The following is a 24,612-nucleotide window of genomic DNA, read 5'->3' as shown; positions in this document are numbered from 1 at the left end:
ATGGCAACAACAGTGGCTGACTACCTGCTCTCCCGCTTGGCCGAGTGGGGCGTGGACAAGGTCTTCGGCTTCCCCGGAGACGGCATCAACGGTATCCTCGCCGCCTTCGGCAAGGCGGGAAACCAGCCGAAATTCATCCAGGCCCGGCACGAAGAGATGGCGGCCTTCGAGGCCGTGGGCTATGCCAAGTTCGGCGGCCGCCCGGCCGTCTGCATGGCCACCTCGGGCCCTGGGGCCATCCACCTGCTCAACGGCCTGTACGACGCCAAACTGGACCATGTTCCGGTGGTGGCCGTCGTGGGACAGACGGCACGGAGCGCCATGGGCGGGTCTTACCAGCAGGAAGTTGACCTGCTGACCCTGTTCAAGGACGTAGCGTCGGACTACGTCCAGATGGTCACCGTTCCCCAGCAGCTGCCCAACGTCATCGACCGGGCCATCCGGATCGCGGATGCACAGCGGGCTCCCACCGCCGTGATCATCCCCGCCGATGTCCAGGAACTCGACTATGCCCCGCCCACCCACGAGTTCAAGATGGTGCCTTCCAGCCTGGGAATCCACTGGCCCGACATCCAGCCGGACAGCGCATCCATCCGGGGCGCCGCGCAGCTCTTGAACGAGGGGACAAAAGTGGCTGTCCTCATCGGTCAGGGCGCGCGCGGCGCGGCAAATGAGGTCCGGGAAGTGGCTGAACTGCTGGGCGCGGGCGTGGCCAAGGCGCTGCTGGGCAAGGACTCCCTCCCGGATGACCTGCCGTATGTCACGGGCTCCATTGGTTTGCTGGGGACGCGCCCCAGCTACGAGATGATGCGGGACTGCGACACGCTGCTCACTGTGGGATCCAGCTTTCCCTACACGCAGTTCCTGCCCGAACCGGGGCAGGCGCGGGGTGTCCAGATCGATGTCGACCCCAAAATGATCGGCCTGCGCTACACCAACGAGTTCAACATCGTCGCGGACGCCGGCACCGCCTTGCGGGCGCTGATCCCGCACCTGGACCGCAAGAAGGACAGGTCCTGGCAAGAGGGCCTCGAAGCATCCATCAGCCGCTGGTGGGAAACCATGCACGACGAGGCTATGGTCAGCGCCGATCCCGTCAACCCCATGCGACTGTTTGCTGAACTTTCCACCCGGCTTCCGGACAACGCCATGCTGAGTGCCGATTCGGGCTCGTCGGCCAACTGGTATGCGCGGCAGCTGAAATTCCACGGTTCGGTGCGCGGCTCGCTGTCCGGCAACCTTGCCACCATGGGACCCGGTGTCCCGTACGCCATCGGCGCCAAGTTCGCCCATCCCGACCGGCCCGCCATCGCCTTCGCCGGAGATGGCGCCATGCAGATGAACGGGCTCGCAGAGCTCATCACGGTCAAACACTACTGGCGTGAATGGGACGATCCACGCCTGGTCGTGGCTGTCCTGCATAACAACGACCTGAACCAGGTCACCTGGGAAATGCGCGCCATGGGCGGCGTACCCGCCTTCCGCGAGTCCCAGGCGCTGCCCGACGTCGACTACGCCGGTTTCGCGGACAGCCTGGGGCTGCAGGGAATCCACGTGGATAATCCCGACGACGTCGGACCGGCCTGGGAGAAAGCCCTTGCCGCGGACAGGCCCACACTTTTGGATGTCCGCACCGATCCCGACATCCCGCCAATCCCCCCGCACGCCACCCTGGAGCAGGCCCGCAAGACCGCCGAGGCAATGGTCAAAGGCGACGACAGCGCCTGGGGTGTGGTGAAAGAAGGGGTCAAGACAAAGATCCAGGAATTCCTCCCGCACAAGGAGGGCTGACCCTTGGCCAGTGCCGAAGCGCCCGTCACCGCAGTCCAGGCCGCCGCCTACACGGTGCCTACGGACGGCCCGGAAGCGGACGGCACGTTCTGGTGGGAGTCCACCACCATAGTGCTGGTCCAGGCAGCAGCGGGCGGGAAGACCGGCATGGGCTGGACCTACGCACCCGCGGCGGCAGCCGCCCTGGTGGAGGAACTCCTCGGCCCCGCCGTCCTGGGCGTGGATGCTCTCGCCGTGCCGGCCGCGGCGTGGGCGATGGCACGTGCGGTGCGGAACCCCGGAAGTACGGGGCTGGCGTCCTATGCCGTGTCCGCCGTCGACTGCGCGCTCTGGGACCTGAAGGCCCGCCTCCTGGACCTGCCGCTGCACCAGCTGCTCGGTGCGGTACGCGACCAAGTGGCCATCTATGGCAGCGGCGGCTTCACCACCTATTCGGACGAACAGCTGCGGAACCAGCTCGAAGGCTGGACCCAGGGCCAGCAGATCCCGCGCGTGAAGATCAAGATCGGCCAGGACAACGGAACGAACGTGCCACGGGACCTGGCGCGCATCCGCCAGGCGCGTGCCGCCGTCGGCCCTGACACGGAACTTTTTGTCGACGCCAACGGCGCCTACACCGCCAAGCAGGCCGTCCGCGTCATGCGCGAGGTTGATGCGGAGAACGTGACCTGGTTTGAGGAACCGGTCTCCAGCGACCATCTGGCCGGGCTGCGGGTGGTCCGGGACGCCGTGGAAGCGGACGTTGCCGCCGGTGAATACGGCACCGGGCTCCCCTACTTCCAGCGCATGTGTGCCGCCGATGCCGTCGACTGCCTTCAGGCGGACGTCAGCCGGTGCGGCGGCATCAGCGAATGGTTCCGCATCGCTGCCCTGGCCGCTGCCCACGGGCTGGAAGTATCAGGCCACTGCGCTCCCCACCTCAGCGCCGCCGTCGCCGCCGCCACTCCCAACTTCCGGCATTTGGAGTGGTTCCACGACCACGTCCGCATTGAGAATCTCTTCTTCGACGGAACGCTGGATCCCGCGGGCGGGTCACTGAGCCCGGGCGACGGCCCTGGCAACGGGCTCGCCTTGCGCGCGGCAGAGGCCGGGAAATACCGGGTCCAGTGACACGCCCGCCGGCGCCGAAGCGACCCGCTGCGAGGGAGCCGGACACACACGGAAAGGACTCACCCATGAAGAACCCGCGAGGTGGACCGGCCGAACCACCGTTACCGGAATATGTGCAGGAAAGCGCCTGATGCCAGAGATCAGCGACTATGCGATGGTGGGCGATCTGCATACTGCTGCCCTGGTGGGCCGCAGCGGATCCATAGACTGGATGTGCCTGCCCAATTTCGATTCGCCGGCCTGCTTCGCGGCCCTGCTGGACTCCCCGGAGGCGGGACGCTGGCTCCTGGCACCGGCCGGTGCGGGCAACTGCACCAGGCGCCGCTACCGGCCCGGGACCCTGATCCTGGAGACGGAATGGGACACTCCAGGGGGAAGCGTCAGGGTGACGGATTTCATGCCCGCCCGCGATGATTCAGTAGACATGATCCGCATTGTGGAGGGCCTGAAAGGGAGCGTCCCCATGAAAGGGGAACTGCTGCTGCGCTTCGACTACGGACGGATCATTCCGTGGGTCCGCCGCATGGACCACGGCATCAGTGCCGTCGCAGGACCGGACGCCGCCTACCTCACTACCCCCGCTCCGCTGAAGGGCGAGGACATGCGGACCATCAGCGAGTTCACGGTCAAAGCCGGAGACCGGATCCCTTTCGTCCTGCGCTGGGCCCACAGCTATAAGCCGGTCCCGGACCGGACCGACCCTGAACGCGCCCTGGCCGTTACCCAGGCGTTTTGGGATCAGTGGATCAGCCGCAACACCATGTCAGGCGACTACCAGGACGCCGTGGAACGGTCCCTCATCACGCTTAAAGCACTGATCTTCGCACCTACTGGCGGGATCGTCGCAGCCCCCACAACCTCCCTGCCCGAAGACCCCGGGGGAAGCCGCAACTGGGACTACCGCTTCTGCTGGCTCCGGGACGCCACCCTGACGCTGCAGTCCTTGCTCGCCTGCGGGTATACCGAGGAAGCCGCTGCCTGGCGGGAATGGCTGCTGCGGGCAGTCGCCGGTGATCCAGCCGACCTGCAAATCATGTACGGGCTGGACGGGACACGCCGCCTGCCGGAAACGGAACTGCCGTGGCTGGGGGGATTCGAAGGCTCAAAGCCAGTGCGGACAGGAAACGCAGCGGCGCCGCAACTGCAACTGGACGTGTGGGGTGAAGTACTCGATGGCCTGGCCCTCACCCGGGCAGCTGCCCCTGCGGGCGCCCTTGATGACTCCTGGGACATCCAGGTGGCCCTCATGGAATACCTTGAAGGGGCATGGGACCAGCCGGACAACGGCCTGTGGGAAATGCGCGGCCCGCGCCGCAACTTCACCCACTCAAAGGTCATGGCCTGGGTGGCTGCGGACCGGATGGTCAAAGGAGTGCAGCAGTTCGGGCTGCCAGGTCCCCGGGACCGCTGGGCCGCGCTGCGCACGCACATCCACGACGACGTCATGACCCACGCCTTCAATGAGAAACAAAACACCTTCGTCCAGTCTTATGGCAGCACCGAACTCGACGCCAGCCTGCTGCTCATCCCCCGGGTCGGGTTTCTTCCGCACGACCATCCACGCGTCACGGGCACCGTTGAGGCAATCCAGAAAAACCTCACGCAGGACGGCTTCGTCCTGCGCTACCACCCCGAAGCGGCCAATGATGGGCTGCCCGGTACCGAAGGCGTATTCCTGGCCTGTTCCTTCTGGCTGGTGGACGCGCTGTTGGGGATCGGCCGCCGCGGCCAGGCCACGGAACTGTTTGAACGCCTGCTCGCACTACGCAATGACGTAGGCCTGCTCAGTGAAGAATGGGACCCGCGGAACCATCGTCAACTTGGAAACACCCCGCAGGCTTTCAGCCACTTCCCCCTTATTCACTGCGCCCTGCAACTCGGCCATGGGCGGCCGGGCCGCAGCGACACGCCCTTGCCCGGCTCCCATCAGTCCGGTGACCGGCCAGCCCGCGAAAGAACAGGCTGACAGGCGGTCCAGGTTAACTCTTGCGTTCGCGCAACAGTTGCTATTCAATAAAAGAGTGGTCCATATGGGAGGACCGCCGGCCGGCTGACGGTCCCCGGATTCGCCGCCCCGCTGCCGGCTTCCTGAAAGAGTCCTGATCCTTGCGTCCTGTACGTAATGCCGGACCCCTGGGACCGCGGAAGAGCAACAGCATGCTGGGGTGCTACCTATAAGCCATATTGCGAAGGAGCAAATCCGATGGCATACAACGTCACGTCAGCGCCGGCAGTGGGCAATGCCCGGTGGAAGAGGCTGATCCCTGTCGCAATCATCGTCTACATCATCTCGTTCATGGACAGAACCAACATCGGGTTCGCCCTCAATGGACTCCACCAGGACCTGGGCATCGACGCGGCCCAACAGGGACTGGCCGCCGGGATCTTCTTTATCGGCTACCTCGTCCTGCAGATACCGGGCGGCCATCTGGCCGAGCACTGGAGTGCCAAGAAATTTGTGGGCATCATGGTGCTCGTGTGGGGCGTGCTGGCCGTCCTTTCCGGATTCATCCAGGACTTCACCCAGCTGCTCGTGGTGCGCTTCTTCCTTGGCGTCGCAGAGGCCGGGATCTGGCCCGCCATCCTTGTCCTGATCAGCCACTGGTTCCCCGCCGCCGAACGGGCCCGGGCCTATGCGTTCTGGATGATGAACATCGCCATCGCGTCAATCATCACTGCGCCCCTCTCCGGGTGGATCCTCTCTTTCTCGGACTGGCGGTGGCTGTTCATCATCGAAGGCATCTTCCCGTTCATCATCGCCGCACCCCTGTGGTGGTCCCTGATCGCCGATCACCCGCGTGAAGCGAAGTGGTGCTCGGTGCAGGAACGCGAGTACATCGAGAAAGGGTTGGCTGCCGACGCTGCGGCCCATCCCCAGCAGGAAAAGCTCGGCCTGCGCCATGTCCTGTCCAACGCAGTGGTGTGGCGCCTGACCCTGGTGTACTTCCTCATCCAGATCGGCTTCTACGGCATCAACATCTGGCTCCCCCACGTGATCAAGACGATCACCTCCGGGTCCTCCATAGAGGTCGGCCTGATCACTGCGATTCCTTATGTTTTGGCGATGTTCGGCCTTTGGTACAACGCCAAAGCAGCCGACCGTTCCGGCCGGTACTCCACGCACGTGCTGCTGTCGATGGCCATCGGTGCCGTCGCCCTGGTCGTCTCGGTGGCAACAGGGGACAATCTTCCGTTCCTTGCTGTCACCCTGATCAGCGTCGCCGTCGCGGGAGCTTTGGCATACGACGGCCCCTTCTGGGCCTCCGCATCCCGTGCCATGCCGGTCGCCGTGGCCGGCACCGCCATGGGGCTGATCAATGCAGTAGGTAACCTCGGCGGATTCGTCGGGCCCTATGTCGGAGGGTATCTGCAGGATCTTACGCACGGCAGTTTCCTGGCCACGTCCATCTTCCTGGCATGCTGCCTGCTCGCCGCCGGCCTGGTGATGCTGACCCTGCGCCGCGGAGGCGACAGGCCGGTGGCCGGGGGCCACGGGCACGAACCCCAGAAAAGGCATGCCGGAAAAGTCAGTTGATCTGCGGTCGTGGAATAAGCTGCCCGGGCGCCCGGCCGCCTGGGCAGCCTTTTGCCACGGCGCGGGGACGGCCGCGCCCTTTAGAGCAGCGGGCGCCGTCGAACGCTCCCACCAGGAAGAGCGCCCCGCGCTCCGCCACAATCAGCGCCGCGGTCGCAGGGCGGAAGCATGTTGACCGTGGCTCTGCCCATACCTTAGGAATTGAGCGACGTTCCGCTGCATCGCGGAACGCCAACCGACCAGAAGGTAAAGCGAGGAACCCGGTGGATCAGCCTCATATCGTCAAGGACGGCACCGCAGCCTGCCCATGCAGTTCAGATCCGGGCAGTTCGCATGAACCTCTTACAATTGACCAACTGCTGCTCGAGAGCCGCGCCGGGCTCGAGCGGGTCCAGCCATCAGACCTTGAGAAGGAGATGGCCGCGGGCGCACTTGTCGTTGACACCCGGCCCGTTGACCAGCGGGACCGCGACGGCGATCTACCGGGTGCGGTGGTTATTGACCGAAACGTTTTGGAGTGGCGGCTCGACCCTTCCTGCCCCCACCGGCTCCCCATCGCTGACGACCCCACCCGGCGGATAGTGGTGGTCTGCAATGAGGGCTACAGCTCCAGCCTGGCTGCACATACCCTGCAGCGGCTGGGTTTGCGCCGTGCGACCGACCTCATTGGCGGCTTCCAGGCCTGGGCTGCCCTGCGCGCAGATTCCTGAAATTTCTTCGATGCAGGGCCACCGCGAGGACGATAAGGGGTACGTGGATGGCCGGCAGGTTATGGGCGAACCATCGCGGCAGGTAAATGTCGGTAACGGACCCGCGGGCATCACCCAGGCGTTGCGCGAGCGGCGTCAGGGGGCAGCGGAAGCCGTTCACGACGAAGACCAGGGTCTCCCCGCCCACAACTGCAGCAGCCATGGCCGCCCGCCTGCCGGTCTCGCCGCGGAATCCGGCATAGAGCAAATAGACCATGCAGGCCTCGATGCTGAACCAGGCGGCTGTGTGGAAGGCTTTCACCGCCCGAAGGGCGGCATGACTCGTTTTCATGCCATCAACACAAACACGGTATCCGGTGCCGTGTCAGAGGCTTTCGGCATCCATGGCGGCATCAGAATCTGTTGGAACACCTGGGCCGCTTTGCAGATATGGCGCAGTCGGGGCCCCTTTGGCGGCTAAATGAGCCCCGACCGGCCAGTACTTCTAGGCATCAATCACCAGATCCGTCTGAGCGGTGGAACAGCAGGGCAAGAACTTGCCAGCATCGATTTCCCGCTTCCGTATTCCGCCCTGGTGGTTCATTTCGACCTCACCCGAAAGCTTGACCACCTTGCACGAGCCGCACATGCCTTCCTTGCAGTTAGCACCGATCCGGACGCCCGCGCGCTGGGCCGCACCCAGGATGTGTTCTTCGGGGTCGATCCGTACATTGATGCCGGTGCGCATGAAGGAAAGGGTGAGGCTTCCCGTCCCCACGGTGTCAAAGCTTGACGCATCGGGGGACGGGGCCGCGGAATCCGCCTCTGAAGTACCCTTACCGGCTTCGCTCGAGGGCGCCTCCGGCTCGACAATTTCCAGCGGCAGCCCGGATGCCTTCAAGGTACCCTCAGCGTCATAGCCGGGTTCGTATAGCCCGAACGCTGAGGGCTGGCTTTCGTAGTAGTCCTCAGCCGAGTCTGCGATTTCCTCGGCAATTTCCTCCGCGATGTCCGATGCCAGTGCGATCTCTGCCTGGTATTCAAGGAGGGTTTTGCGATCTCCGGAGAAGAACTCCATATAAATCGAGGTGTCGTCGACGCCCACCTTCTTGAGCAGTTCAGTAGCGGTGTTCAGGTAACCCTCCGGGCCGCAGGCGTAGACCTGCCGGCCGTTGGCGTCGGGGGCCACCTCCTCGATCATTGCCGAGCTCAGCCGTCCGCTGAAGCCCTCCCACTCCTCAGGCCTGCCGCGGTCGCCCAGGGCATAGAAAACCTTGACGCGCGGGTCAACGGAAGCGATATAGGCCAGCTCCCGGTGGAAGGCAAAGCCGCCGGCTTCGGCGCCGTGGTAGAGCACCACCACGTTGGCGGTCCCGGGCAGCGAGTGAATGGTCCGCAGCATCGACATGATGGGGGTGATGCCCGCGCCCGCGGCCAGGAAGAGGTAGCGCGCGCGCCGGTCGGCATCCGGCAGGTGGAAGGCCCCCACGGGTCCCAGCATGTCCAGGACAGTGCCGGGCCTGACATTGTCGTGCACCCACGGCGAAACCAGTCCGCCCGGGTCGCGTTTGACGGTGACGCTGAAGGTCCACGGTTCCGTGGGCGAACTGGACAGCGAGTAGCTGCGGTCCACCGGCTCGTGCTCCTCACCGTTCACCGGGAAGGCAATGTTTACGTACTGGCCCGCACGGAACGCCAGGGGCGCACCGTCGCAGCGGCGGAACACTAACGTCATCATGCCGCCGGCCTCGGGGATGGTCTCGACGCATTCCGCCATGAACTCCTGCGGATGCCAGGGCCCCAAGGCACGGGCGGCGCGGGCGGGCGCTTCAGTGCTGCCCATCACCCTGTTCCACGGCATTTCAAGACCGCGGATGCGCTGGGGTTCCCGGACCGGTGTCTCGATAAGGAGTTCCGTCATGCCAGGTGCTCCTGCACACGCTGTACGTACCAGTTAATGAAAGCCTCGACCTGGTATTCGCTCTTCATGTAGGGGCCGGGCTGGTAGGCGGGGCTCCCGGCACCCTGCTGGCAGAGCTCAACAAACGCCTTGTCCTGCAGGTTTGTCTGCTTCCAGGTGTACGTGAGCTTCTCGAGGTCGTAATCGACGCCTTCTTCGGCGTCGTCCGCTACCAGCCAGGTGGTGCGTACCAGTGACTGGTGCTCGTTGATGGGGAAGACGCCGAACGTGATGACGTGGTCGCCCAGGAAGTGGAACCAGCTGTTGGGCTGCAGGTGCATCGAGCATCGGCCAAGCCGGAAGTCCGGCAGATCGCCGAGCAGCTTCTTGGAGAGCCTGCGGCCGTCCGGAGAGAATGATTCGCCCTCTCCGTCGAGTGATTCGCGGGAGATGCGGATGCCCGCGATGCGGGTGTCAAGCTCCTCGACCACCTCGTAGGGAAGACCATAGCGGCGGCAGCGCTCCTCAAGGGATGACTGCGCCTGCTTGTTCCGGTCCCATACTTCCTCAAGGTGGGCCGGGATGAGGCCCTCGGTGAGGCCCCAGGTGGGGAAGAGCGAGCAGGCGAGCTCAGGGTGGCCGTCGCAGTGGTAGCACTCACGGTTGTTCTCCATGACGAGCTTCCAGTTGCCCTCTTCGATGATGTTCTGCTGGTAGGCAATTTTCGTCTTCGACAGATCGTGGGGCGCGAGGTAGGGCTCAAAGATTTTTGAGGTTTCATCGAAGTCGGTCGGCGGCTCGTCAGCGATGCATACGAAGATAAGCCCAGCCACCTCGCGGCCGTGGGCCCGCTTGAGCCCGAAGCAGCTCTTATCGAACTTCGTTTCTCCCGGTGCCGAGGCGTGGATCAGATCGCCGCTGGGTGAATAAGTCCAGGAGTGGTATCCGCAAACCAGGTTTCCCGTTGACCCGGTGGGTTCAGTCAGGACGCGGGCACCGCGGTGCCGGCACACGTTGTGCAGGACGTTCACGCCGCCATCGTCGTTGCGCAGCACGATCAGCGAGTAGGGCCCATAGTCGACCGTGACGTAGTCGCCGGGCTCCGGAAGTTCAGCGGTGCTCGCTGCAAAAATCCAGTGCTGGCCAAAGATGGCTTCCATGTCGATTTTGAAAATCGTGGAGTCCGTATAGAAAGGGGCGTCGAGTGAATATCCCGTGCGACGCAATGCAAACAACTCAGTGATCTCCGCCAGCTGCTCTGCAGGCAAGGATGAAGCGAGTTTTCCGCGTGCGTTGAGGGGCTGGTGCACTGGAGCAGTCATGGTTTTTCTCCCGAGAGGCGTGGGTGAGTGTGCTGGTTTGCGTAGACAAGGGTTGCGTTTCCGCAGCCCGTCGCCAAAAGTCGTTGTAGTCACATTAGGGCTGCCGGGTCTGCAACAAAAGCGCAAGAATCAGCGGATAACCGTGCACAATGGATGCATGATTGATCCACGGCTTATAACGCTTCGCGTATTCGCCAGATGCGGCACTGTCAGCGGAACCGCGGAGCTTACGGGCTACTCTCCTTCCGCAGTCTCAGCCCAACTGCGTGAGCTCCAGCGCGTGCTCGGTTTGCAGCTGCTGACGAAGGACGGCCGGGGTGTCCGGCTGACCGCCACAGGCCGCTTCATCGTGGCGGGTTCGGACACCCTCATCGCGGATTGGGAGAGCCTGCGCGCGGCGGCAATGGAAGCCGGCGACCAAGTACAGTCCCGTTTCGGCCTCGGTGGATTTTCCACAGCTGCCGCGCAGTTGCTCGCCCCTCTGGCCGCCACCCTCCGCTCCACGCGCCCCCAGTTGGAGGTACAGGTACTCGAAGCCAACCCGGCCCGCTGCTTCGATTTGCTGGTGGCCGAGCGGATCGATCTTGCGGTCATAGTCGCCATGCAGTCCAACACCTACAGCGACGATGATTTGCGCTTCGAGCAGACCGTTCTGCTCGACGATCCCCTTGACGTGATCATTCCGTCCGACCATCCGTTCTCATCGCGGGAAACTGTGACGCTTGAAGAATTGGCCTCGGAACCCTGGATCACCGAAGCCGCCGGTTCCACTTACCACGCCCTTTTCACGGCCGCGTTCACCGCAGTTGGAGTGACCCCGCGGATTGCCCACGAGGCTGTGGAGTGGGAGACCCAGATCGCTTTCGTGGGTGCGGGGCTGGGCGTGGGCCTGCTGCCACGACTGGCGCCTCTCCATAGCGCAGAGAACGTGGTCCGGCTGCGCATAACCGGCAAAGGGCGGCCCGTCCGGCGGATCGTGGCTGTCGCGCGCCGAGGGAGTATCGGATCCCCCCTGATCCAGGAGTCACTCAGCATCCTGCAGACCAACGCCAAGCGGATCCTCGCCGCCCGCCCGGAAGACGACCTGTGAAGCCGCAATGCTGAACGGAAAGACCCGACGCAGCGTGGGGCAGGCAGTCCCCGCCTGAGGAGTTGGGTGAACTTTGACGCTCAGGGCATGCCTGCCATCCGGCGCTGCCTGAAACACAGAACGAACACCGCCCCTCATGACCCGGGGGTCGCGCGCTCCGGCTGGTGAAGGACGCCGCAGCAAGTACCCAAACCCTGTTGACCTGCAGTAATACCCCGTATACGCTGACACCAGCCTGGTATATCAGTCGACGTAGCCCGAATATATCGTTGAGGGGGTTGGTAATTGCACACCCCCTCCGCGCCTTCCCCTACTACCCGCGGCCATCCCCGGGACAGCACTTTGCTCCATCCCAGACCCGCCCGGCATGGAGTCCAACGTCCATGACCGGATATCCCGGCTTCTCCACACGCCCCGCAACACCTACCGATAAGGAAGTGACCATGTCAGGAAACAGAGCAGTTGCCTACAAGGAACCCGGCGTCGTCGAAATCATCGACACGGACTATCCGACGTTCGAACTCAAGGACGGCCCGGGCGTAAACCCGGCGAACGTTGGCCGCAAGGTACCCCATGGCGCGATCCTCCGCACGGTGACCACCAACATCTGCGGCTCGGACCAGCACATGGTCCGGGGGCGCACCACCGCTCCGCAGAACCTGGTCCTTGGCCACGAAATCACTGGCGAAGTGGTGGAGGTGGGGCCCGACGTCGAATTCATCAAAGTGGGCGACATTGTCTCCGTGCCGTTCAATATCTCCTGCGGCCGCTGCCGAAATTGCAAGGAACGAAAGACCGGCATCTGCCTGAACGTCAACCCGGACCGCCCGGGCAGCGCCTACGGCTACGTCGACATGGGAGGCTGGGTGGGCGGACAGGCCGAGTATGTACTGGTCCCCTACGCCGACTGGAACCTGCTGCGCTTCCCGGACCGGGACCAGGCCCTGGAAAAGATCCTGGACCTGACCATGCTCTCGGACATCTTCCCCACCGGCTTCCACGGGGCCGTGACCGCCGGCGTCGGTGTTGGCTCCACCGTTTACGTGGCAGGCGCCGGACCGGTGGGCCTTGCTGCGGCCGTAGGCGCGCAGCTCCTTGGCGCCGCCGTCGTGATTGTGGGCGACATGAATGAAGACCGCCTGGCGCAGGCGAGGTCGTTCGGCTGCGAAACCGTCAACGTGACGAAGGGCGACCCGAAGGAACAGATTGAACAGATCCTGGGGGTTCCCGAGGTGGACTGTGGCGTGGACGCCGTCGGCTTCGAAGCCCGCGGCCACGGAAAGGATGCCTCCCACGAGGCGCCTGCCACCGTCCTGAATTCCCTTATGGACATCACGGCCGCCGGCGGCGCCCTTGGCATTCCCGGCCTTTACGTGACCGGGGATCCCGGTGGAATTGATGAAGCAGCCAAGCACGGCTCCCTCTCACTGTCCTTGGGCACCGGCTGGGCGAAGTCCTTGTCCTTCACTACGGGCCAGTGCCCGGTGATGAAGTACAACCGTCAACTGATGATGGCCATCCTCCATGACAAGGTCCAGATTGCAAAGGCCGTCAACGCCAAGGCCATCCCGCTCGAAGATGCCCCCCGCGGCTATGCCGAATTTGACGCCGGAGCGGCGACAAAGTTCGTGCTGAACCCCAACGGCTATGTGAAGGCTTAGTAGGAAGCAAAGGGAAGCCGGAGGTCCGGGGCACTTCGCCCACTGCGCAGTTGTCCTGCGGCCTCCGGCACCCGCCCCTCAGCAACATCCTCACTAAGAACCCGCCAGCACTGAAAGTTCGTTTCACTGCATTTAAACCGCGCCGGCCCTAATGGTCCTACTTTCTGCGGGCCTTCAGGTCACTTACAACCTTTGCGATCCGGCGTGACCGCGTCTCTGCGGTCTTAGACACTGCAATCGGTTCCACGTAGCGGCGCTGGCTGCTGTAGCTCAGCGTTTGGTAGAAAGCTTTCGCTTCGGGGTCGGAATCCAAGGCGGCGGCAAGGTCTGCCGGAACGTCGACGCTCCGCGGCTGGGTGTCCAACTCCAGGTCCACCTCCACGACGTCCCCGGCCGACGTACCGGTAAGCTCCCGGTTGGCGGCGCTGAGCCCGATCATGTTGAGCCCGCCCATCACCGCGACGGTACTGCGGTAACTCTTTCCGTTGAGAGTCACGACCACGGGCGGCCGCTTTCCGGCATCAAGCGCCCGAACGACGTCCTCGGGAACCTCGATGCCCACCTTGTTGCCGCTCCCTCGAAGGGTAGTGGTAAATTTCATCTCCAAAGTATGCACCTTCCCAAGACCAGCATTGATCTTCAGCCCCCGCTCACGCTGGCGCTGGTGCAATCCGAAGTTCCCCGAAGTAACAGCCGTGAACACAGTTGAGGCCGTCTTTCTGATTCTCGGCGCCGCCTTCATGTGGGTTGGCGGGACTGTCTTCGTCCTCCTGAAGTTGCGCCGCCGCAGGAGAAGTTCATCACTCGTGGCTTCCGCGCCACCTCCCCCTGCCGCCACCGCTCCCCGGCACCACAGGCCATGGCGCCGGGTCCGTTCCGTCACAGGCCAAAGCCCTGGACCGAGACGCAGGTTGAGGCTCAGAAAAGTCCGCCGGTGAAGTCATCCACCACGGGCAGCATCGCCCAGCGAGTGCGGTTCCGTACTGCACAGAGCCGGGCCGCCAACAGAACACTGTCCATCACCCAGTGCGGGTGACCAGTTCTTGGGAGCAATCATGGATACCAGGACGACCCTCGGGTTCATCGCCGGATATTTCGCCGCAATCGCCGGCGTCTTCCTCCTCTACCTTCCGGACATCCTCCTGCTCGTTGCCCTGCTTCTCGCAGGCGGGATGCTCCAGCTGTTGCCGTTCGCCATCCTGGTCAGGAGACTGTGGCACCTCCCGGAAGCCCAGGTGGATTCGGCGTGGCTCTTGGAATGCCATCGCTAGGGTGCACCGCACTGAAGACTCTTCTGCCAACCAAGCAGCTTGCCCGTGGAGCCGAGCCTGGTTTCCGGCACTGCACTCCGCCAGCCCCAAAACAACATGCCACTCTATAGTGTCTGGAACTCCTGACCGCCGGGTAAGAGCAGCTTAGGTCCGGCGATCCGAACCAGTCCTGCCCGGCTCCATGGGCTCCGCTTCGGGCCCGTGGTTCCAGATCCCAAGGGAAAGACCCGATGACAACCCCCTCTGACCACGTCGTCCCCGCGCATGTTGACCTCAAGCAGGCACCTGGCCCGGACCGCAATCCTCTGGTGCGCTGGCTGCTCGCCAACCAGGTGGCTCCCAGCGGCCCGGAGGCCAAGGAGGACCACAAGCCCAACGCCTGGTGGAAGGTCATGTGCCTGACCGGCGTCGACTACTTCTCCACACTGTCCTACCTGCCCGGCATTGCAGCCCTGGCCGCTGGGGCGCTGTCGCCGCTGGCCACTTTGCTGATCGTGGCCCTGACACTGCTGGGTATGCTGCCCATGTACCGCAGGGTCGCCCAGGAAAGCCCCCATGGTCAAGGATCGGTGGCCATGCTGGAGAAACTACTGCCATTCTGGCGCGGCAAGTTCTTCGTCCTGCTGCTCCTGGGCTTCGTGGCAACCTCGTGGATCATTACCATCACGCTCTCGGGCGCCGACGCCTCAGTCCACCTGCTGGAAAACCCCTTGATCCCCGAAGCCCTCAAAGGCGGAGCAGTAATCATCACGGTGGTCCTGCTGCTGATTTTGGGCGGAGTGTTCCTGCTGGGATTCAATGAAGCCGTCGGGGTCGCCATCCCGCTGGTTGCCATCTACCTGCTGCTTAACGCCGCCGTCGTGGTGGCCGGATTCATTCACCTCGCGGCCGACCCGTCCCTGGTGGCCGGCTGGACAGACCGGCTGCTCTCCAGTGGCGGCGGCCCGATGGGGCTGGTCAGCCCGGCCATCATCGCCTTCCCGTTGCTGGTCCTGGGCCTGTCAGGGTTCGAAACCGGGGTTTCCATGATGCCGCTGATCAAGTCCTCCGGAAGCACGCCGGACGACGTCATGGCTTCACGGGTCAGGAATACCCGCAAGCTGCTCACCACCGCTGCACTGATCATGAGCGTCTACCTCATGTCCACCAGCTTCCTGACCACCGTCATGATCCCGCCCAGCGAGTTCCAGGACGGCGGCCAAGCCAACGGACGGGCTTTGGCATTCCTGGCCCACGAACTCTTCGGCGCCGGATTCGGCACCGTCTATGACATCTCCAGCGCCTTGATCCTCTGGTTCGCCGGCGCGTCTGCAATGGCCGGGCTCATCAACATCGTGCCCCGCTACCTGCCCGCCTATGGCATGGCGCCCGAGTGGGGCCGCGCCGTCAGGCCTGTTGTGCTGGTCTACACCGTGGTGAGCATCGGCATCACGATCGCCTTCAAGGCGGACGTGAACGCCCAAGCCGGTGCCTACGCCACAGGGATCCTGGCCATGATGGTCTCGGGGGCGGTCGCCGTCACCGTCTCGGCCATCCGGCGTCGCAGCCGGGCCAGCGCCGTGGGCTTCACCGTACTGACCCTGATCCTGCTTTACGCCTTGGCCGATAACGTCATCGAAAAGCCGGACGGCCTCCTTATCTCCGCGTTCTTCATCGGCGGCATCATCGCTGTCTCCCTGGTCTCCCGCGTTACCCGGACCACCGAACTGCGGGTCGACACCATCGAATTCGACCAACCCGCACGCCAGTTCATTACCGATTCCATCGCGTACGACCGGGAACTCCACATCATCGCGAACAAACGCCAGACCGGGGACGGGACGGAATACGCCGAGAAGGAGTTCGAGCAGCGCGGGCTGAACCCCGTCCCCGGCCCCGCCGACGTCATCTTCCTGGAAGTTGAGATATCCGACCCCTCGGAATTCAGCCACACGCTCCGGGTCGAGGGCATCGAGGTTGACGGCTACCGGGTCCTCCGCGTGCAGTCCCCCGCCGTGCCGAACGCCATCGCAGCAGTCCTGCTGGCCCTCCGGGACTCGACCGGGGTCATGCCGCAGTGCTACTTCGAATGGTCTGAGGGCAGCCCGGTCAACCACCTCATGCGCTACCTGTTCCTTGGCCAGGGCGATACGCCTCCGCTGGTGCGGGAAATCCTCCGCGAGACGGAACCTGACAAGGCGGCCAGGCCCGGCATTCATGTGGGTTGACCGGCGCAACGGGGATGCGCGGCTCACGCCGGGACGCTGAAGTTACCGGTACCCGGGGCCTTGCTGGGGGCCGCTGTAAACAGCCTGACGGCGTCCACGCGGTTGGTGCACCGGAGCTTCGAGTAGGAATGTTCCAGGTGTTTGGACACAGTCCGCGGGCTGATTCCCAGCAGGTGGCCGACAGCTGTGCTTTTCAGGCCTTGCGCCACAAGCGCAAGGATCTCTGCCTCGCGGTCCGTCAGACCGAACTCGTCGGCACGCCACGGATTGTTCGTTGCAGTTGGCGGCTGTGAATAGGCCGTGTCGAGGAGGCACAGCACAGGCTGGATTTCCCTGGCAAGGTCCATTTCCCTGTCGCTGAAATCATGATTCCAGCGGTTCATGACCCAACTGTGCAATATTCCGGGGCCCGCCTGTGCCGTCCGTAGCGACAATTGTCGGTTAATCCGCATCTCCCGGAAGCCTTCACGATAAAGCCTCGATTCGTAGAACTCCCGGTCGGAAACAATGTCGCTGAGGCGCCGCGGGCGCCACACGCCGGCCATGGAATCGCCTACGTCGCTTGTGACGAGCGGATGGTCGTTTCGGATTTCAAGCAGTTTCCGGGCAAGATCACCGAACGGGTGGTTCCCGGGGCGGGCGTAGACCTCCGCTCGGACCTGCTGCATATCCAGCTCATTCCATGCCAGCCCATCGCAGGGGAAAAGCTTCGACAGGAGCTCGCTGGCCGCTTTCAGATAGGTCCCGCGGTCCGGCAGCCGGACGAGTTCGCCGGCAAGGTCACCAACAGCATCCATTGTTCTGCCCGCCATAAGCGAATGGTTCGTTTTTCAAGGCTAGGGGCCGGAATTCAGCACATTCAAGGGTTTGCCAGTTGTAGGGGGCTACCCCATTTGGTCCGCACCCGCGATGCGCAGAATTGCGTATATAAGCCCCATGCAAGGGGTTCTATATTCGCCTTGCCGGACGTGGCAGGCCATCCACCCGCGCGTCTGCAAAAAACGGACCCGACCCAAGAAGGAGAAGATCATGGCAGTCGCAATCATCATGGAGTTCGACGGGTCGACGCTTGAACAATATGACGAGATCAACAAGAAAATGGGCTTGACGCCCGGCGGCGCCGGTCCCGCAGGTTCGATATCCCACTGGGCCACGGCTACGGATAAAGGATTCCAAGTCACCGATGTCTGGGAAAGCCGTGAGCAGTTCGACGCCTTCGCCCAGGAGAAGATCGGACCTCTCAGCATGGAACTGGGCTTTGCGGCACCCCCGAAACTGACTTTCCATGAGGTACACAATTATCTAACCTCCAATACCGACACCCTCAGGGCCCCACTCCCGGCGCAGCAATAAGGGAGCCCAACAGCTGAAGAAGGTTCTGGGGCCGGTCCCTCGCAGGACCCGGCCCTAGGGCCTTTTCCGCCTATCGACCCCTATTTGGCGCCGAGGAAGATCGGGTTGGTCAATGCTGCCATTGGACCCAGCAGCAGCGTCGTTCCCATATTGGTCCCGTTGCTCGCCGTGCCGTCGGCCATGGGATGGCGCACCTCGGCCCGCACGTAGGCGGAGAGCTGGGCGGTGGTGATCCAGGTGTGGGTGCCTTGGCCGCAGGCAGTGACAACACTTGAAATGGGGAACCTAAGCATGCTTACTATGGATGCAGCCGAATGCGAACGGCTGCCACACCACAGGAGGTAAGACCATGGGACTGGGTGACAAGATTGATAACGCTGCCGAGAAGGCGGGCGGCAAGGCCAAGGAAGCTGCCGGCGCAGCCAGCGGCGATGAGAGCCTGCGGGCCGAAGGCCAGGCAGACCAGGCCAAGGGTGACTTGAAGCAGGCCGGCGAAAAGGTCAAGGATGCTTTCAAGCACTGACCGGATCAAGGGAAAGGCGCGCTCAGCGAACGGGGCGCGCCTTTTCTGTGTCCATTGCCAGGACGGCAACCGCCCGCGCCTGCCCGTGCAGATCCCGGCGCCGATGGTGCGGAGTTTCACCCGGATGTCCCAGCCGCGTGGTCCTATGCTCTGGATATGCACCCCTTAGTGTCGATCGGTCTGGTGTTCCTCACCGGATTTGCCTGGATGGGTACCGTGGTGATCCTGCTGGTGTCCTTGGCGAAGGCCCGACGGCGGTCGCGGACCCGGGCCGGCCATGGCGCTGGGGGTGCGGAAGCCCAAAAAGCTGATGATGCGGCGGCAGCGCGGACCTAACACCCCGTCCCTCAAGCCAAGACGATGAGTAGTCTTCAGGCCACCCGGATTCATCACCGGACCTCCAGCAGACATCTGGACCGCACGGGAGCACGGCCGCCTCCCACAAGGCTGGCTTCCTCTTCCGGCGGCCGCGGCCGGTCCTCACTGGGGTGCTGAAGTGAATTCAGACCAGCAGCAGCCAGCCCATCCCCCTCAGCCGCGCCATTCTCCCCAGGTCCAGTATCAGCACCAGCCGTACGGATACCCTCAGCCAGGCTGGCCGGGGCCTCCGCCGCCTAAGAATAGCTGGCTTGGATGGATCCTCGGCGGAGTCGGGCTGTCAGTAGCCCTACTGTGCATTCTTGTCTTCGCGGGATGCTCGGCACTGGCCCAGGAGATTAATGGTGGTGGCGGCTCCCAGGAAGAAAAGGCGAGTGCCATGAGGGCCCGCGCGGACAACGTACCGGAGCATGATTGGGTGGAGGTCTTCCGCTTCGACCCCAAGGTGGATCCCGGATGTCTCTCCATTGACACATCCTGTTTGCGGCTGAACGCACGATGGTCCGTGACTCATAAGGTCAGCATTGAAAGTGCGGCAAGCAGGTTCGGGATGACGTCCGGAAAGGGAGGCCCCGCCCTGGAACGGTCTGTGGGGTGCGTCAGGACCGCGACTGCTGGAGTAAGCCGGGAATCACTTTGTATCGATGCATCTCCGGAAGGCCCAGATTCCTATGAAGTCACCATTCATATGGAGCGTGACTGACCAGGTGCATAGCCGCTGGCTTGCGGAAACACTCTGCCCGAGGTGGGACTCGAACTACATTCCCGACCTTAAAACATATGCGGAACTCCTGAAAGCCTACAAAATCCGGGTCAGTTCGACGGCGGTACGAGGCACTCCGATACGAAAAGTGCGGACATTGTCCACACCCTCCCAGGCGCCAAACTCTCGAACTCAGATGGTCGTCTTCTGGGCGAATTCATTAGCCCGTCACCACCACCCCGTAGCTCCGAAAACGGTAGCCGGTCAACAATTCCACCCCGACGGCACCGCTACCAGACCAGCTCTCAACGGCTAATTGACGGAAAGTACGCTCTAGGCCCCCTTTGCATAGGGTCTGGGGGCCCAGAGAAGGACGCGCCTGGCATCGTGACTGGCCCGTTCCCCCACCCAGGGTGCGACAGTGTTATCCCCGCCCAGTGCGGAGTCTTACCCGCAGTGGCCCGCCGGCCATCACCCGGGGAGGCGTGGCGCCTCCCGGGGTAGCCCACGGCGGCCCTCCGGAGTCATGATGGCACTATGACTGATCCCCAACGGAAGCTGTCCGCCGCCGAGCTCGCCGAGGCCGGGCTCACGGGGTGGCGCGTGACCGGCGAGGCCCTCGCCGCCACCTTCAGGACCCGGAAGTTCTCCACCGGGCTGGAGCTCGTGAACCGCATCGGCGCCTCCGCCGAGGAGGCCAACCACCACCCTGACCTCACGCTTACCTACCCCGAGGTCGGCGTCACGCTCTCGAGCCACGACGTCGGCGGGATTACCAGCCGCGACATCGACCTGGCCCGCACTATCAGCGGCCACGCCGCGGACCTCGGGGTCGCCGCCACGGAGTGAGTCCCCGCCGTCGAGCAGGGGTGAAGGATCGTCGAGGCGCTAAGCAACCTTTACGGACTCGCCATTACCGGCATTCAAATTGATGGGGAAGGAACCCGGAAAGAGCTGGTTTCAACTGCCCGCTGAGGGTCCTGCGGGCTGGTTTTGGCGGGTCTTTCTGTCTGCGTCGATTTCCTACGCTGTCACTAGTCTCGGACGTGCTGTGAGCCTGGCGAATACCTGCGGGATCTTCACGGGCGGCAGGCCAGTGGCCGGTCCTGAACGATTGATTCCGCATACGGGCCCTGTTCGGTGCCGCTAAGCTAGCGCCAGGCAATGGCGACAGTAACTATCGATCCTCAATCTGTCCGTCTCTTCCCGTCGCCCGTGGCCGGGAGCATACTGAGACATGGCTGACTCCGATGACTTTCTGGCCTGGGTACGGTCGACCCTTTACGAGGCGGAATTGGCGCTCCACAACGGCGACGCCGGACCACGCCGAGCCATCTGGTCCCGCAATGAGCCCGTGAGCGTCCTTGGCGCCTGGCGCAACGCGCTGGGTCGGCAGGAGCTCGATGACCTGTTCACCGGTCTCGCCAGACAGTTCTCCAACTGCACTTCCTACCGCTTCGAGCTGATGGCGTACGACGTGGTCGGGGACATTGCCTACACCGCCGGCCTGGAGCACACCTCCGCCTCCGTAGACGGCGAGCCGCGGAGCTACACCCTCCGGGCAACCCAGATCTACCGGCGCGAGGACGGCCATTGGAAGGTAGCCCACCGCCACGGCGATACAGTCACTTCCTGACAACGACGAGGATGCAGTCCAAAGGTTTCCGCGTTGTGCGTCGCACGCTATTCCAGGAGGGCCGAACGGCAAATGCGACGCAAACAAGCCGCGCTAGCTAACTCTTCAAAAAGCGCGCCCCGCGAGCGGGCCTCTCCCCCAGCTTTAGTGGACAGGCTGCGTATCAAGTCCGCGCGTATTCGGCGGGTATGAGACCCGGTGAGACCGGCGGCTAGCATCGCCCAGTGCCTATCGAAGTGGTCGCGTCCTCGCCATCGTGGCCTGCGCAGTTTGCGCTGGTCGCAGGCGACCTGAAGCAGGCTCTCGCTGGACTGGCGACCGCGCGAGTCGAGCATGTGGGCTCAACCTCAGTGCCAGGGCTGGCGGCCAAGCCCATCCTCGATATCGACGTCATCGTCGACGGAGCGGAGATGTCGGCAGCGGTCGCCGCCCTGGGTTCGGCCGGGTACGTTCACCGCGGCGATCTGGGAGTTGTCGATCGGGAGGCCTTCCATGCTCCTGATGCGAACCCGCGGCGGAACGTCTATGTCTGCCGGGCGGGCACGTTGAACGTCCGCAACCACCTCGCGGTTCGCGACGTCCTTCGTGTGCGGGAAGATCTGCGTGACGAGTACGGAGCCGTGAAGCTGGCGCTTGCAGCGGAGCCCGACATGGACATCGATACCTACATCGCTCGAAAGTCTGCGGTTCTCCAGAAGGTCCTCGCGGAGTCCGACCTCACCTCCGACGAGTGCCTTCAGATCTTGCGCCTCAACGACCCTGCCGCCTGACCCGACTACAGCTCGCCAGGCGGGCTGGCCGCCTCAGTGCGAACGAGCTCAGACGCCTGTCGGACGAGATCGACCAGGTTGTCGGGGAAGACCTGTACGTCCGCGCTTGTGAGGTCGTCGGTCGACCACCATCGCCACGTGGTCACGGCTCGCTGTTCCAGCTCGGTCCATCCGTGGGCGCTCAGCGCGCTGTTGTTCGTCCTTGCGGCGAAGAAGTGCTCGATCTGATGCTGTGGCTGACCGTGGTTTAGAAAGTCGAATTCCCGGCGATGGAAGGGCCCGATCAGAGTCAGTCCTGCCTGGCCGGTCTCCTCGAGCAACTCGCGCTCCGCGGCTTCCGCGAGCGACTCGCCCGTGTCCACTCCGCCGCCGGCCGTGAACCAGAATCGGACCGTGTCACCGGTGTCGGAGAGGTCCCGGCCTTCGAAGAGGAGCACGCGGCTGGACTGGTCCAGGAGGACGATCCGAACTGCGACTCGCGTGTCTTCAGGCATCGCGCTCTCCCGACTGCGCCATCCGTCCCAGGGTGACGAGGAGGTTGGCGTATCCGAGAGCATCGTCGATCGCGCGGTGCGTGTGCGGTACGTCGCCGAACCACTCGGTCGGCAAGCTCGCTGGCGAGATCTCCGACGCAGGGCGACCGGTCACGGCTGCTGCGTAGCTCCGAAGGCAGAGGCCAGTGCCATCGAAGACACGGTCGTCCTCGTATGGGCCCTGGATGATGCCGTAGCGAGTGAACCGGCGAAGGTAGAAGTCGATCCACAGGCCGTCGAAGGCCAAGGGCGAGGCAGCGAAGCACTTCTGGCCGGGCAGTGATTTCACCCAACTCGCGTATCTGGCCATCACATCGGGCGCTGGTTCCGGATCGGTCGTGGCGGCCTCCCACACGTCGGGAATCGACTGGAACCACGCGAGGGTCTGCTGGTTCGGTGCGGCTCCGGGCAGTTCTTCGAGAACGGCTTCGAAGCGCCCGTGCTCCGTGCCGTCGAGGGTGATGGCGACGGACGCGAACGATCGCATCGAGTTCGGCCCTGGCCACGGTCCGTCGACCTCGATGTCCGTGACGACATAGACCCAGTGGTCGGGCGATTCGCTAGACACGACGAGGATCCTCGCATTCCGGGTGACGGCGGCAAAGAGCGGCGTGTGCCAACGGTCAAGTGGCCTTGATGGATCGGCCGGCGTACCGGGCCCACGGCTCGCCCGCCTTGTCGGCGTGGAGGAACGCGACCTGGGCGCTGTAACCGAGCGCCTCTGCCACCAGGGAGGGCGGGCATTCAAGGACGAGCTCACCGATGGCACGGTTGCGGGCACCGAGGAGGTTGATGCCCACGTCGCGGAGGCGGTCCATGACAGTGTTGGGGTGTAGGTGGCGGCCGGCAAGCGTGCTCGGGAACAGCCACGGGCTGTCGGATCCGGCGCCGGTGCGTAGGTTCGGCCGTGCGGCAAGGTGCTCCCTGATGAGCGAGGCGAACGGCTCGGGAACATCGGTCGGATGCGTGCCGAGAACGATGCTCATCCCAGAGTCGGCGTCGTCGACGATGCTGGTCGGGAAGGTGACGACCTTGACCAGCGGCTGGGCGTAGAGCAACAGGAGCATCCCGGCGACGCGGTAGGGGAGTGACTCGCTGGTGCCCGTGAGGAGCTCGTGGATCCAGGCGAGCCGTTGGTCCTGACTGAGAGATGGGCTGCTCTTCGCGGATCGGTGCTGAACAGTCACCGCCGTGTTGAGACGCGCCTGCTTCGCGACCACGAAGAACGTCCTGATCGCACTGCGCGTCGTCGGTCCGGCCGCGAGCCACTCGTCGACGTCCTGCTGAGTGCAGGTGGCCGCGGTGCGCTGATACGTCTCGTGGAGCCACACGAGGAACTTCACCGTTTCGGTGATCTCCTGCTTCGCGGAGTGAATTGGCCCGCGAGTGGGTGCGCCAGCCCCGGTCTTGGCGCGGATGCGCCGCAGGTGGTGCCACGTGGCGAAGTGCTGAACTGGCTGCCGTACCTCGTCGGGGAGTCCGTCGAGCTTGGCGTCGATCCATTGCTCGAAGCGCGGCAGGTAGGGGTCGCGAGGGGGGAGTAGACCGTGGTGCTGCATCAGTGCCCGGAGATGCTCGGCGGGCTTGCCGGGCACGGAGTCGAGACCCTCGTGCGACGCGGCGATGGCGCCGTTACCGAGCCCGCGAAGCAGTTCCTGGACCTTGGCCGACCGCTTCCAAACGAGGATGGACTCGGGCCTGTCTGACGCGCAGAGAGCATCGACAAGGCCGAGGAGTGCGGGATCGCTTGGCGCGCCGCCGAGCAGCGCGTGGAGGTCGTCGCGGAGTGCGCAGCGGACGCAGAGCCGTCCGCGATGTCGCGCTGCTTCGACGTCGCAGCGCTCGCAGTGGAAGTCGACGGGGATCTCAGCGCATGTCGAGCAGATCGGCTGGCGATCGGTGGCGCGCAGGCCCGGCAGGAGCCGATCCTGGAGGCACTCTGGGCAGGTTCCGCGGGTGTGCACGGCGTCGTAGTAGCAGATGTTGCAGAGTCGGCCTTCTGGCCAGTTGGCTGCGAGCCTGGGGATGTTCCGGCCGCAGCGAGCACACGGATCGTCGCGAGTGCTCGTCGCGCGCGGACGACCCTGGACGGTCGAGCGAGGGGAGAGGCCCGCCGGCTTCGGATCCATCGATGCTCCTG

24 protein-coding genes are annotated in these 24,612 nt (G+C 64.0%); 15 read left to right on the top strand and 9 right to left on the bottom strand.

The genetic code is table 11. The features are described 5' to 3' along the window. The 5 genes from VIK36_RS10475 to VIK36_RS10455 all read left to right on the top strand — a co-directional run bounded on the left by VIK36_RS10475 (position 1) and on the right by VIK36_RS10455 (position 7,146). Positions 1-1,791 (top strand): thiamine pyrophosphate-requiring protein, encoded by a 1,791-nt coding sequence (locus VIK36_RS10475; RefSeq protein WP_255175461.1) that lies wholly within the window; start codon positions 1-3, stop codon positions 1,789-1,791. Positions 1,792-1,794: 3 nt separating this feature from the next. Then, the gene (locus VIK36_RS10470) at positions 1,795-2,901 is read left to right on the top strand and encodes an enolase C-terminal domain-like protein (RefSeq protein WP_324645123.1); all 1,107 of its coding nucleotides are present in this window, start codon (positions 1,795-1,797) and stop codon (positions 2,899-2,901) included. A 130-nt stretch (positions 2,902-3,031) separates the two neighbouring features. Continuing rightward, positions 3,032-4,867, top strand: a complete 1,836-nt coding sequence (locus VIK36_RS10465) for a glycoside hydrolase family 15 protein (RefSeq protein WP_324645122.1) — start codon at positions 3,032-3,034, stop codon at positions 4,865-4,867. 237 nt (positions 4,868-5,104) lie between these two features. Beyond that, a complete protein-coding gene (locus tag VIK36_RS10460; RefSeq protein ID WP_324645121.1) occupies positions 5,105-6,436 on the top strand; it encodes an MFS transporter in 1,332 nt (443 codons plus the stop codon). A 263-nt stretch (positions 6,437-6,699) separates the two neighbouring features. Beyond that, entirely contained in the window at positions 6,700-7,146 is a 447-nt protein-coding gene (locus VIK36_RS10455; RefSeq protein ID WP_324645119.1) for a rhodanese-like domain-containing protein, read from the top strand. On the opposite strand, the gene VIK36_RS10450 is transcribed toward VIK36_RS10455, so the two are convergent. The 3 genes from VIK36_RS10450 to VIK36_RS10440 all read right to left on the bottom strand — a co-directional run bounded on the left by VIK36_RS10450 (position 7,100) and on the right by VIK36_RS10440 (position 10,347). Further along, on the bottom strand, positions 7,100-7,477 hold the full coding sequence (locus tag VIK36_RS10450) for a hypothetical protein (protein WP_324645118.1): 378 nt from the start codon (positions 7,475-7,477) through the stop codon (positions 7,100-7,102). The genes VIK36_RS10455 and VIK36_RS10450 overlap by 47 nt on opposite strands. 153 nt (positions 7,478-7,630) lie before the next feature. Then, the gene (locus VIK36_RS10445; RefSeq protein ID WP_255175456.1) at positions 7,631-9,046 is read right to left on the bottom strand and encodes a ferredoxin reductase; all 1,416 of its coding nucleotides are present in this window, start codon (positions 9,044-9,046) and stop codon (positions 7,631-7,633) included. Then, the gene (locus VIK36_RS10440; RefSeq protein WP_255175455.1) at positions 9,043-10,347 is read right to left on the bottom strand and encodes an aromatic ring-hydroxylating oxygenase subunit alpha; all 1,305 of its coding nucleotides are present in this window, start codon (positions 10,345-10,347) and stop codon (positions 9,043-9,045) included. Before VIK36_RS10440 ends, VIK36_RS10445 begins: the two co-directional genes overlap by 4 nt. Before the next feature lie 157 nt (positions 10,348-10,504). Here VIK36_RS10440 and VIK36_RS10435 point away from each other — a divergent pair, with 157 nt between their 5' ends. Together VIK36_RS10435 and fdhA are read left to right on the top strand one after the other, a co-directional pair. Next, a complete protein-coding gene (locus tag VIK36_RS10435; RefSeq protein ID WP_255175454.1) occupies positions 10,505-11,437 on the top strand; it encodes a LysR family transcriptional regulator in 933 nt (310 codons plus the stop codon). Between the two features lie 443 nt (positions 11,438-11,880). Continuing rightward, a complete protein-coding gene (gene fdhA / locus VIK36_RS10430; protein WP_255175453.1) occupies positions 11,881-13,098 on the top strand; it encodes a formaldehyde dehydrogenase, glutathione-independent in 1,218 nt (405 codons plus the stop codon). Between the two features lie 157 nt (positions 13,099-13,255). On the opposite strand, the gene VIK36_RS10425 is transcribed toward fdhA, so the two are convergent. Continuing rightward, the gene (locus VIK36_RS10425) at positions 13,256-13,699 is read right to left on the bottom strand and encodes a YdeI/OmpD-associated family protein (RefSeq protein ID WP_324645114.1); all 444 of its coding nucleotides are present in this window, start codon (positions 13,697-13,699) and stop codon (positions 13,256-13,258) included. Between the two features lie 454 nt (positions 13,700-14,153). Here VIK36_RS10425 and VIK36_RS10420 point away from each other — a divergent pair, with 454 nt between their 5' ends. Beyond that, positions 14,154-14,369 (top strand): hypothetical protein, encoded by a 216-nt coding sequence (locus VIK36_RS10420; RefSeq protein WP_255175451.1) that lies wholly within the window; start codon positions 14,154-14,156, stop codon positions 14,367-14,369. A gap of 230 nt (positions 14,370-14,599) precedes the next feature. Then, positions 14,600-16,576 (top strand): amino acid transporter, encoded by a 1,977-nt coding sequence (locus VIK36_RS10415; protein ID WP_324645112.1) that lies wholly within the window; start codon positions 14,600-14,602, stop codon positions 16,574-16,576. A gap of 23 nt (positions 16,577-16,599) precedes the next feature. Here VIK36_RS10415 and VIK36_RS10410 read toward each other — a convergent pair whose 3' ends face one another. Then, on the bottom strand, positions 16,600-17,388 hold the full coding sequence (locus VIK36_RS10410; RefSeq protein ID WP_324645110.1) for a helix-turn-helix transcriptional regulator: 789 nt from the start codon (positions 17,386-17,388) through the stop codon (positions 16,600-16,602). Positions 17,389-17,605: 217 nt separating this feature from the next. Between VIK36_RS10410 and VIK36_RS10405 the strand changes: the two genes are divergently transcribed. After that, a complete protein-coding gene (locus VIK36_RS10405) occupies positions 17,606-17,929 on the top strand; it encodes a hypothetical protein (protein WP_255175448.1) in 324 nt (107 codons plus the stop codon). 80 nt (positions 17,930-18,009) lie between these two features. Here the strand turns inward: VIK36_RS10405 and VIK36_RS10400 are convergent, their stop codons facing one another. After that, positions 18,010-18,222 (bottom strand): hypothetical protein, encoded by a 213-nt coding sequence (locus VIK36_RS10400; RefSeq protein WP_324645107.1) that lies wholly within the window; start codon positions 18,220-18,222, stop codon positions 18,010-18,012. 56 nt (positions 18,223-18,278) lie between these two features. Here VIK36_RS10400 and VIK36_RS10395 point away from each other — a divergent pair, with 56 nt between their 5' ends. From VIK36_RS10395 to VIK36_RS10375, 5 genes are all read left to right on the top strand, one after another. Beyond that, complete coding sequence (locus tag VIK36_RS10395; RefSeq protein ID WP_159633138.1) at positions 18,279-18,452, top strand: CsbD family protein; 174 nt, start codon at positions 18,279-18,281, stop codon at positions 18,450-18,452. A 156-nt stretch (positions 18,453-18,608) separates the two neighbouring features. After that, positions 18,609-18,788 carry a hypothetical protein gene (locus VIK36_RS10390; RefSeq protein WP_324645104.1) on the top strand — a complete coding sequence of 60 codons (180 nt, stop codon included), beginning with the start codon at positions 18,609-18,611 and terminating at the stop codon, positions 18,786-18,788. A gap of 1,282 nt (positions 18,789-20,070) precedes the next feature. Further along, positions 20,071-20,382 (top strand): 4a-hydroxytetrahydrobiopterin dehydratase, encoded by a 312-nt coding sequence (locus tag VIK36_RS10385; RefSeq protein WP_255175446.1) that lies wholly within the window; start codon positions 20,071-20,073, stop codon positions 20,380-20,382. A 388-nt stretch (positions 20,383-20,770) separates the two neighbouring features. Then, complete coding sequence (locus VIK36_RS10380; protein ID WP_255175445.1) at positions 20,771-21,169, top strand: nuclear transport factor 2 family protein; 399 nt, start codon at positions 20,771-20,773, stop codon at positions 21,167-21,169. A 224-nt stretch (positions 21,170-21,393) separates the two neighbouring features. After that, the gene (locus VIK36_RS10375; RefSeq protein ID WP_071416677.1) at positions 21,394-21,939 is read left to right on the top strand and encodes a GrpB family protein; all 546 of its coding nucleotides are present in this window, start codon (positions 21,394-21,396) and stop codon (positions 21,937-21,939) included. A gap of 5 nt (positions 21,940-21,944) precedes the next feature. Here VIK36_RS10375 and VIK36_RS10370 read toward each other — a convergent pair whose 3' ends face one another. Genes VIK36_RS10370 through VIK36_RS10360 form a run of 3 tightly spaced genes read right to left on the bottom strand, consistent with a single transcriptional unit; the run spans position 21,945 to position 24,601 of the window. After that, positions 21,945-22,433 (bottom strand): NUDIX hydrolase, encoded by a 489-nt coding sequence (locus VIK36_RS10370; protein ID WP_071416678.1) that lies wholly within the window; start codon positions 22,431-22,433, stop codon positions 21,945-21,947. Next, entirely contained in the window at positions 22,426-23,040 is a 615-nt protein-coding gene (locus VIK36_RS10365; protein ID WP_071416679.1) for a hypothetical protein, read from the bottom strand. The genes VIK36_RS10370 and VIK36_RS10365 overlap by 8 nt, the downstream gene beginning before the upstream one ends. 55 nt (positions 23,041-23,095) lie before the next feature. Further along, the gene (locus VIK36_RS10360; RefSeq protein WP_071416680.1) at positions 23,096-24,601 is read right to left on the bottom strand and encodes a recombinase XerD; all 1,506 of its coding nucleotides are present in this window, start codon (positions 24,599-24,601) and stop codon (positions 23,096-23,098) included. Between the last annotated feature and the right edge of the window lie 11 nt (positions 24,602-24,612).

Source organism: Pseudarthrobacter sp. LT1 (assembly GCF_035621795.1).
Classification (GTDB): Bacteria; Actinomycetota; Actinomycetes; order Actinomycetales; family Micrococcaceae; genus Arthrobacter.
Note: the sequence above shows the minus strand (reverse complement) of the source record. Positions and strands in the feature narration are given on the sequence as shown.

Coding starts and splice junctions, on each gene's coding strand:
- VIK36_RS10475 (WP_255175461.1), top strand. CDS start 1: ATGGCAACAACAGTGGCTGACTACCTGCTCTCCCGCTTGGCCGAGTGG.
- VIK36_RS10465 (WP_324645122.1), top strand. CDS start 3,032: ATGCCAGAGATCAGCGACTATGCGATGGTGGGCGATCTGCATACTGCT.
- VIK36_RS10460 (WP_324645121.1), top strand. CDS start 5,105: ATGGCATACAACGTCACGTCAGCGCCGGCAGTGGGCAATGCCCGGTGG.
- VIK36_RS10450 (WP_324645118.1), bottom strand. CDS start 7,477: ATGAAAACGAGTCATGCCGCCCTTCGGGCGGTGAAAGCCTTCCACACA.
- VIK36_RS10445 (WP_255175456.1), bottom strand. CDS start 9,046: ATGACGGAACTCCTTATCGAGACACCGGTCCGGGAACCCCAGCGCATC.
- VIK36_RS10440 (WP_255175455.1), bottom strand. CDS start 10,347: ATGACTGCTCCAGTGCACCAGCCCCTCAACGCACGCGGAAAACTCGCT.
- VIK36_RS10435 (WP_255175454.1), top strand. CDS start 10,505: ATGATTGATCCACGGCTTATAACGCTTCGCGTATTCGCCAGATGCGGC.
- fdhA (WP_255175453.1), top strand. CDS start 11,881: ATGTCAGGAAACAGAGCAGTTGCCTACAAGGAACCCGGCGTCGTCGAA.
- VIK36_RS10425 (WP_324645114.1), bottom strand. CDS start 13,699: ATGAAATTTACCACTACCCTTCGAGGGAGCGGCAACAAGGTGGGCATC.
- VIK36_RS10420 (WP_255175451.1), top strand. CDS start 14,154: ATGGATACCAGGACGACCCTCGGGTTCATCGCCGGATATTTCGCCGCA.
- VIK36_RS10415 (WP_324645112.1), top strand. CDS start 14,600: ATGACAACCCCCTCTGACCACGTCGTCCCCGCGCATGTTGACCTCAAG.
- VIK36_RS10410 (WP_324645110.1), bottom strand. CDS start 17,388: ATGGCGGGCAGAACAATGGATGCTGTTGGTGACCTTGCCGGCGAACTC.
- VIK36_RS10405 (WP_255175448.1), top strand. CDS start 17,606: ATGGCAGTCGCAATCATCATGGAGTTCGACGGGTCGACGCTTGAACAA.
- VIK36_RS10400 (WP_324645107.1), bottom strand. CDS start 18,222: ATGCTTAGGTTCCCCATTTCAAGTGTTGTCACTGCCTGCGGCCAAGGC.
- VIK36_RS10395 (WP_159633138.1), top strand. CDS start 18,279: ATGGGACTGGGTGACAAGATTGATAACGCTGCCGAGAAGGCGGGCGGC.
- VIK36_RS10390 (WP_324645104.1), top strand. CDS start 18,609: ATGCACCCCTTAGTGTCGATCGGTCTGGTGTTCCTCACCGGATTTGCC.
- VIK36_RS10385 (WP_255175446.1), top strand. CDS start 20,071: ATGACTGATCCCCAACGGAAGCTGTCCGCCGCCGAGCTCGCCGAGGCC.
- VIK36_RS10380 (WP_255175445.1), top strand. CDS start 20,771: ATGGCTGACTCCGATGACTTTCTGGCCTGGGTACGGTCGACCCTTTAC.
- VIK36_RS10370 (WP_071416678.1), bottom strand. CDS start 22,433: ATGCCTGAAGACACGCGAGTCGCAGTTCGGATCGTCCTCCTGGACCAG.
- VIK36_RS10360 (WP_071416680.1), bottom strand. CDS start 24,601: ATGGATCCGAAGCCGGCGGGCCTCTCCCCTCGCTCGACCGTCCAGGGT.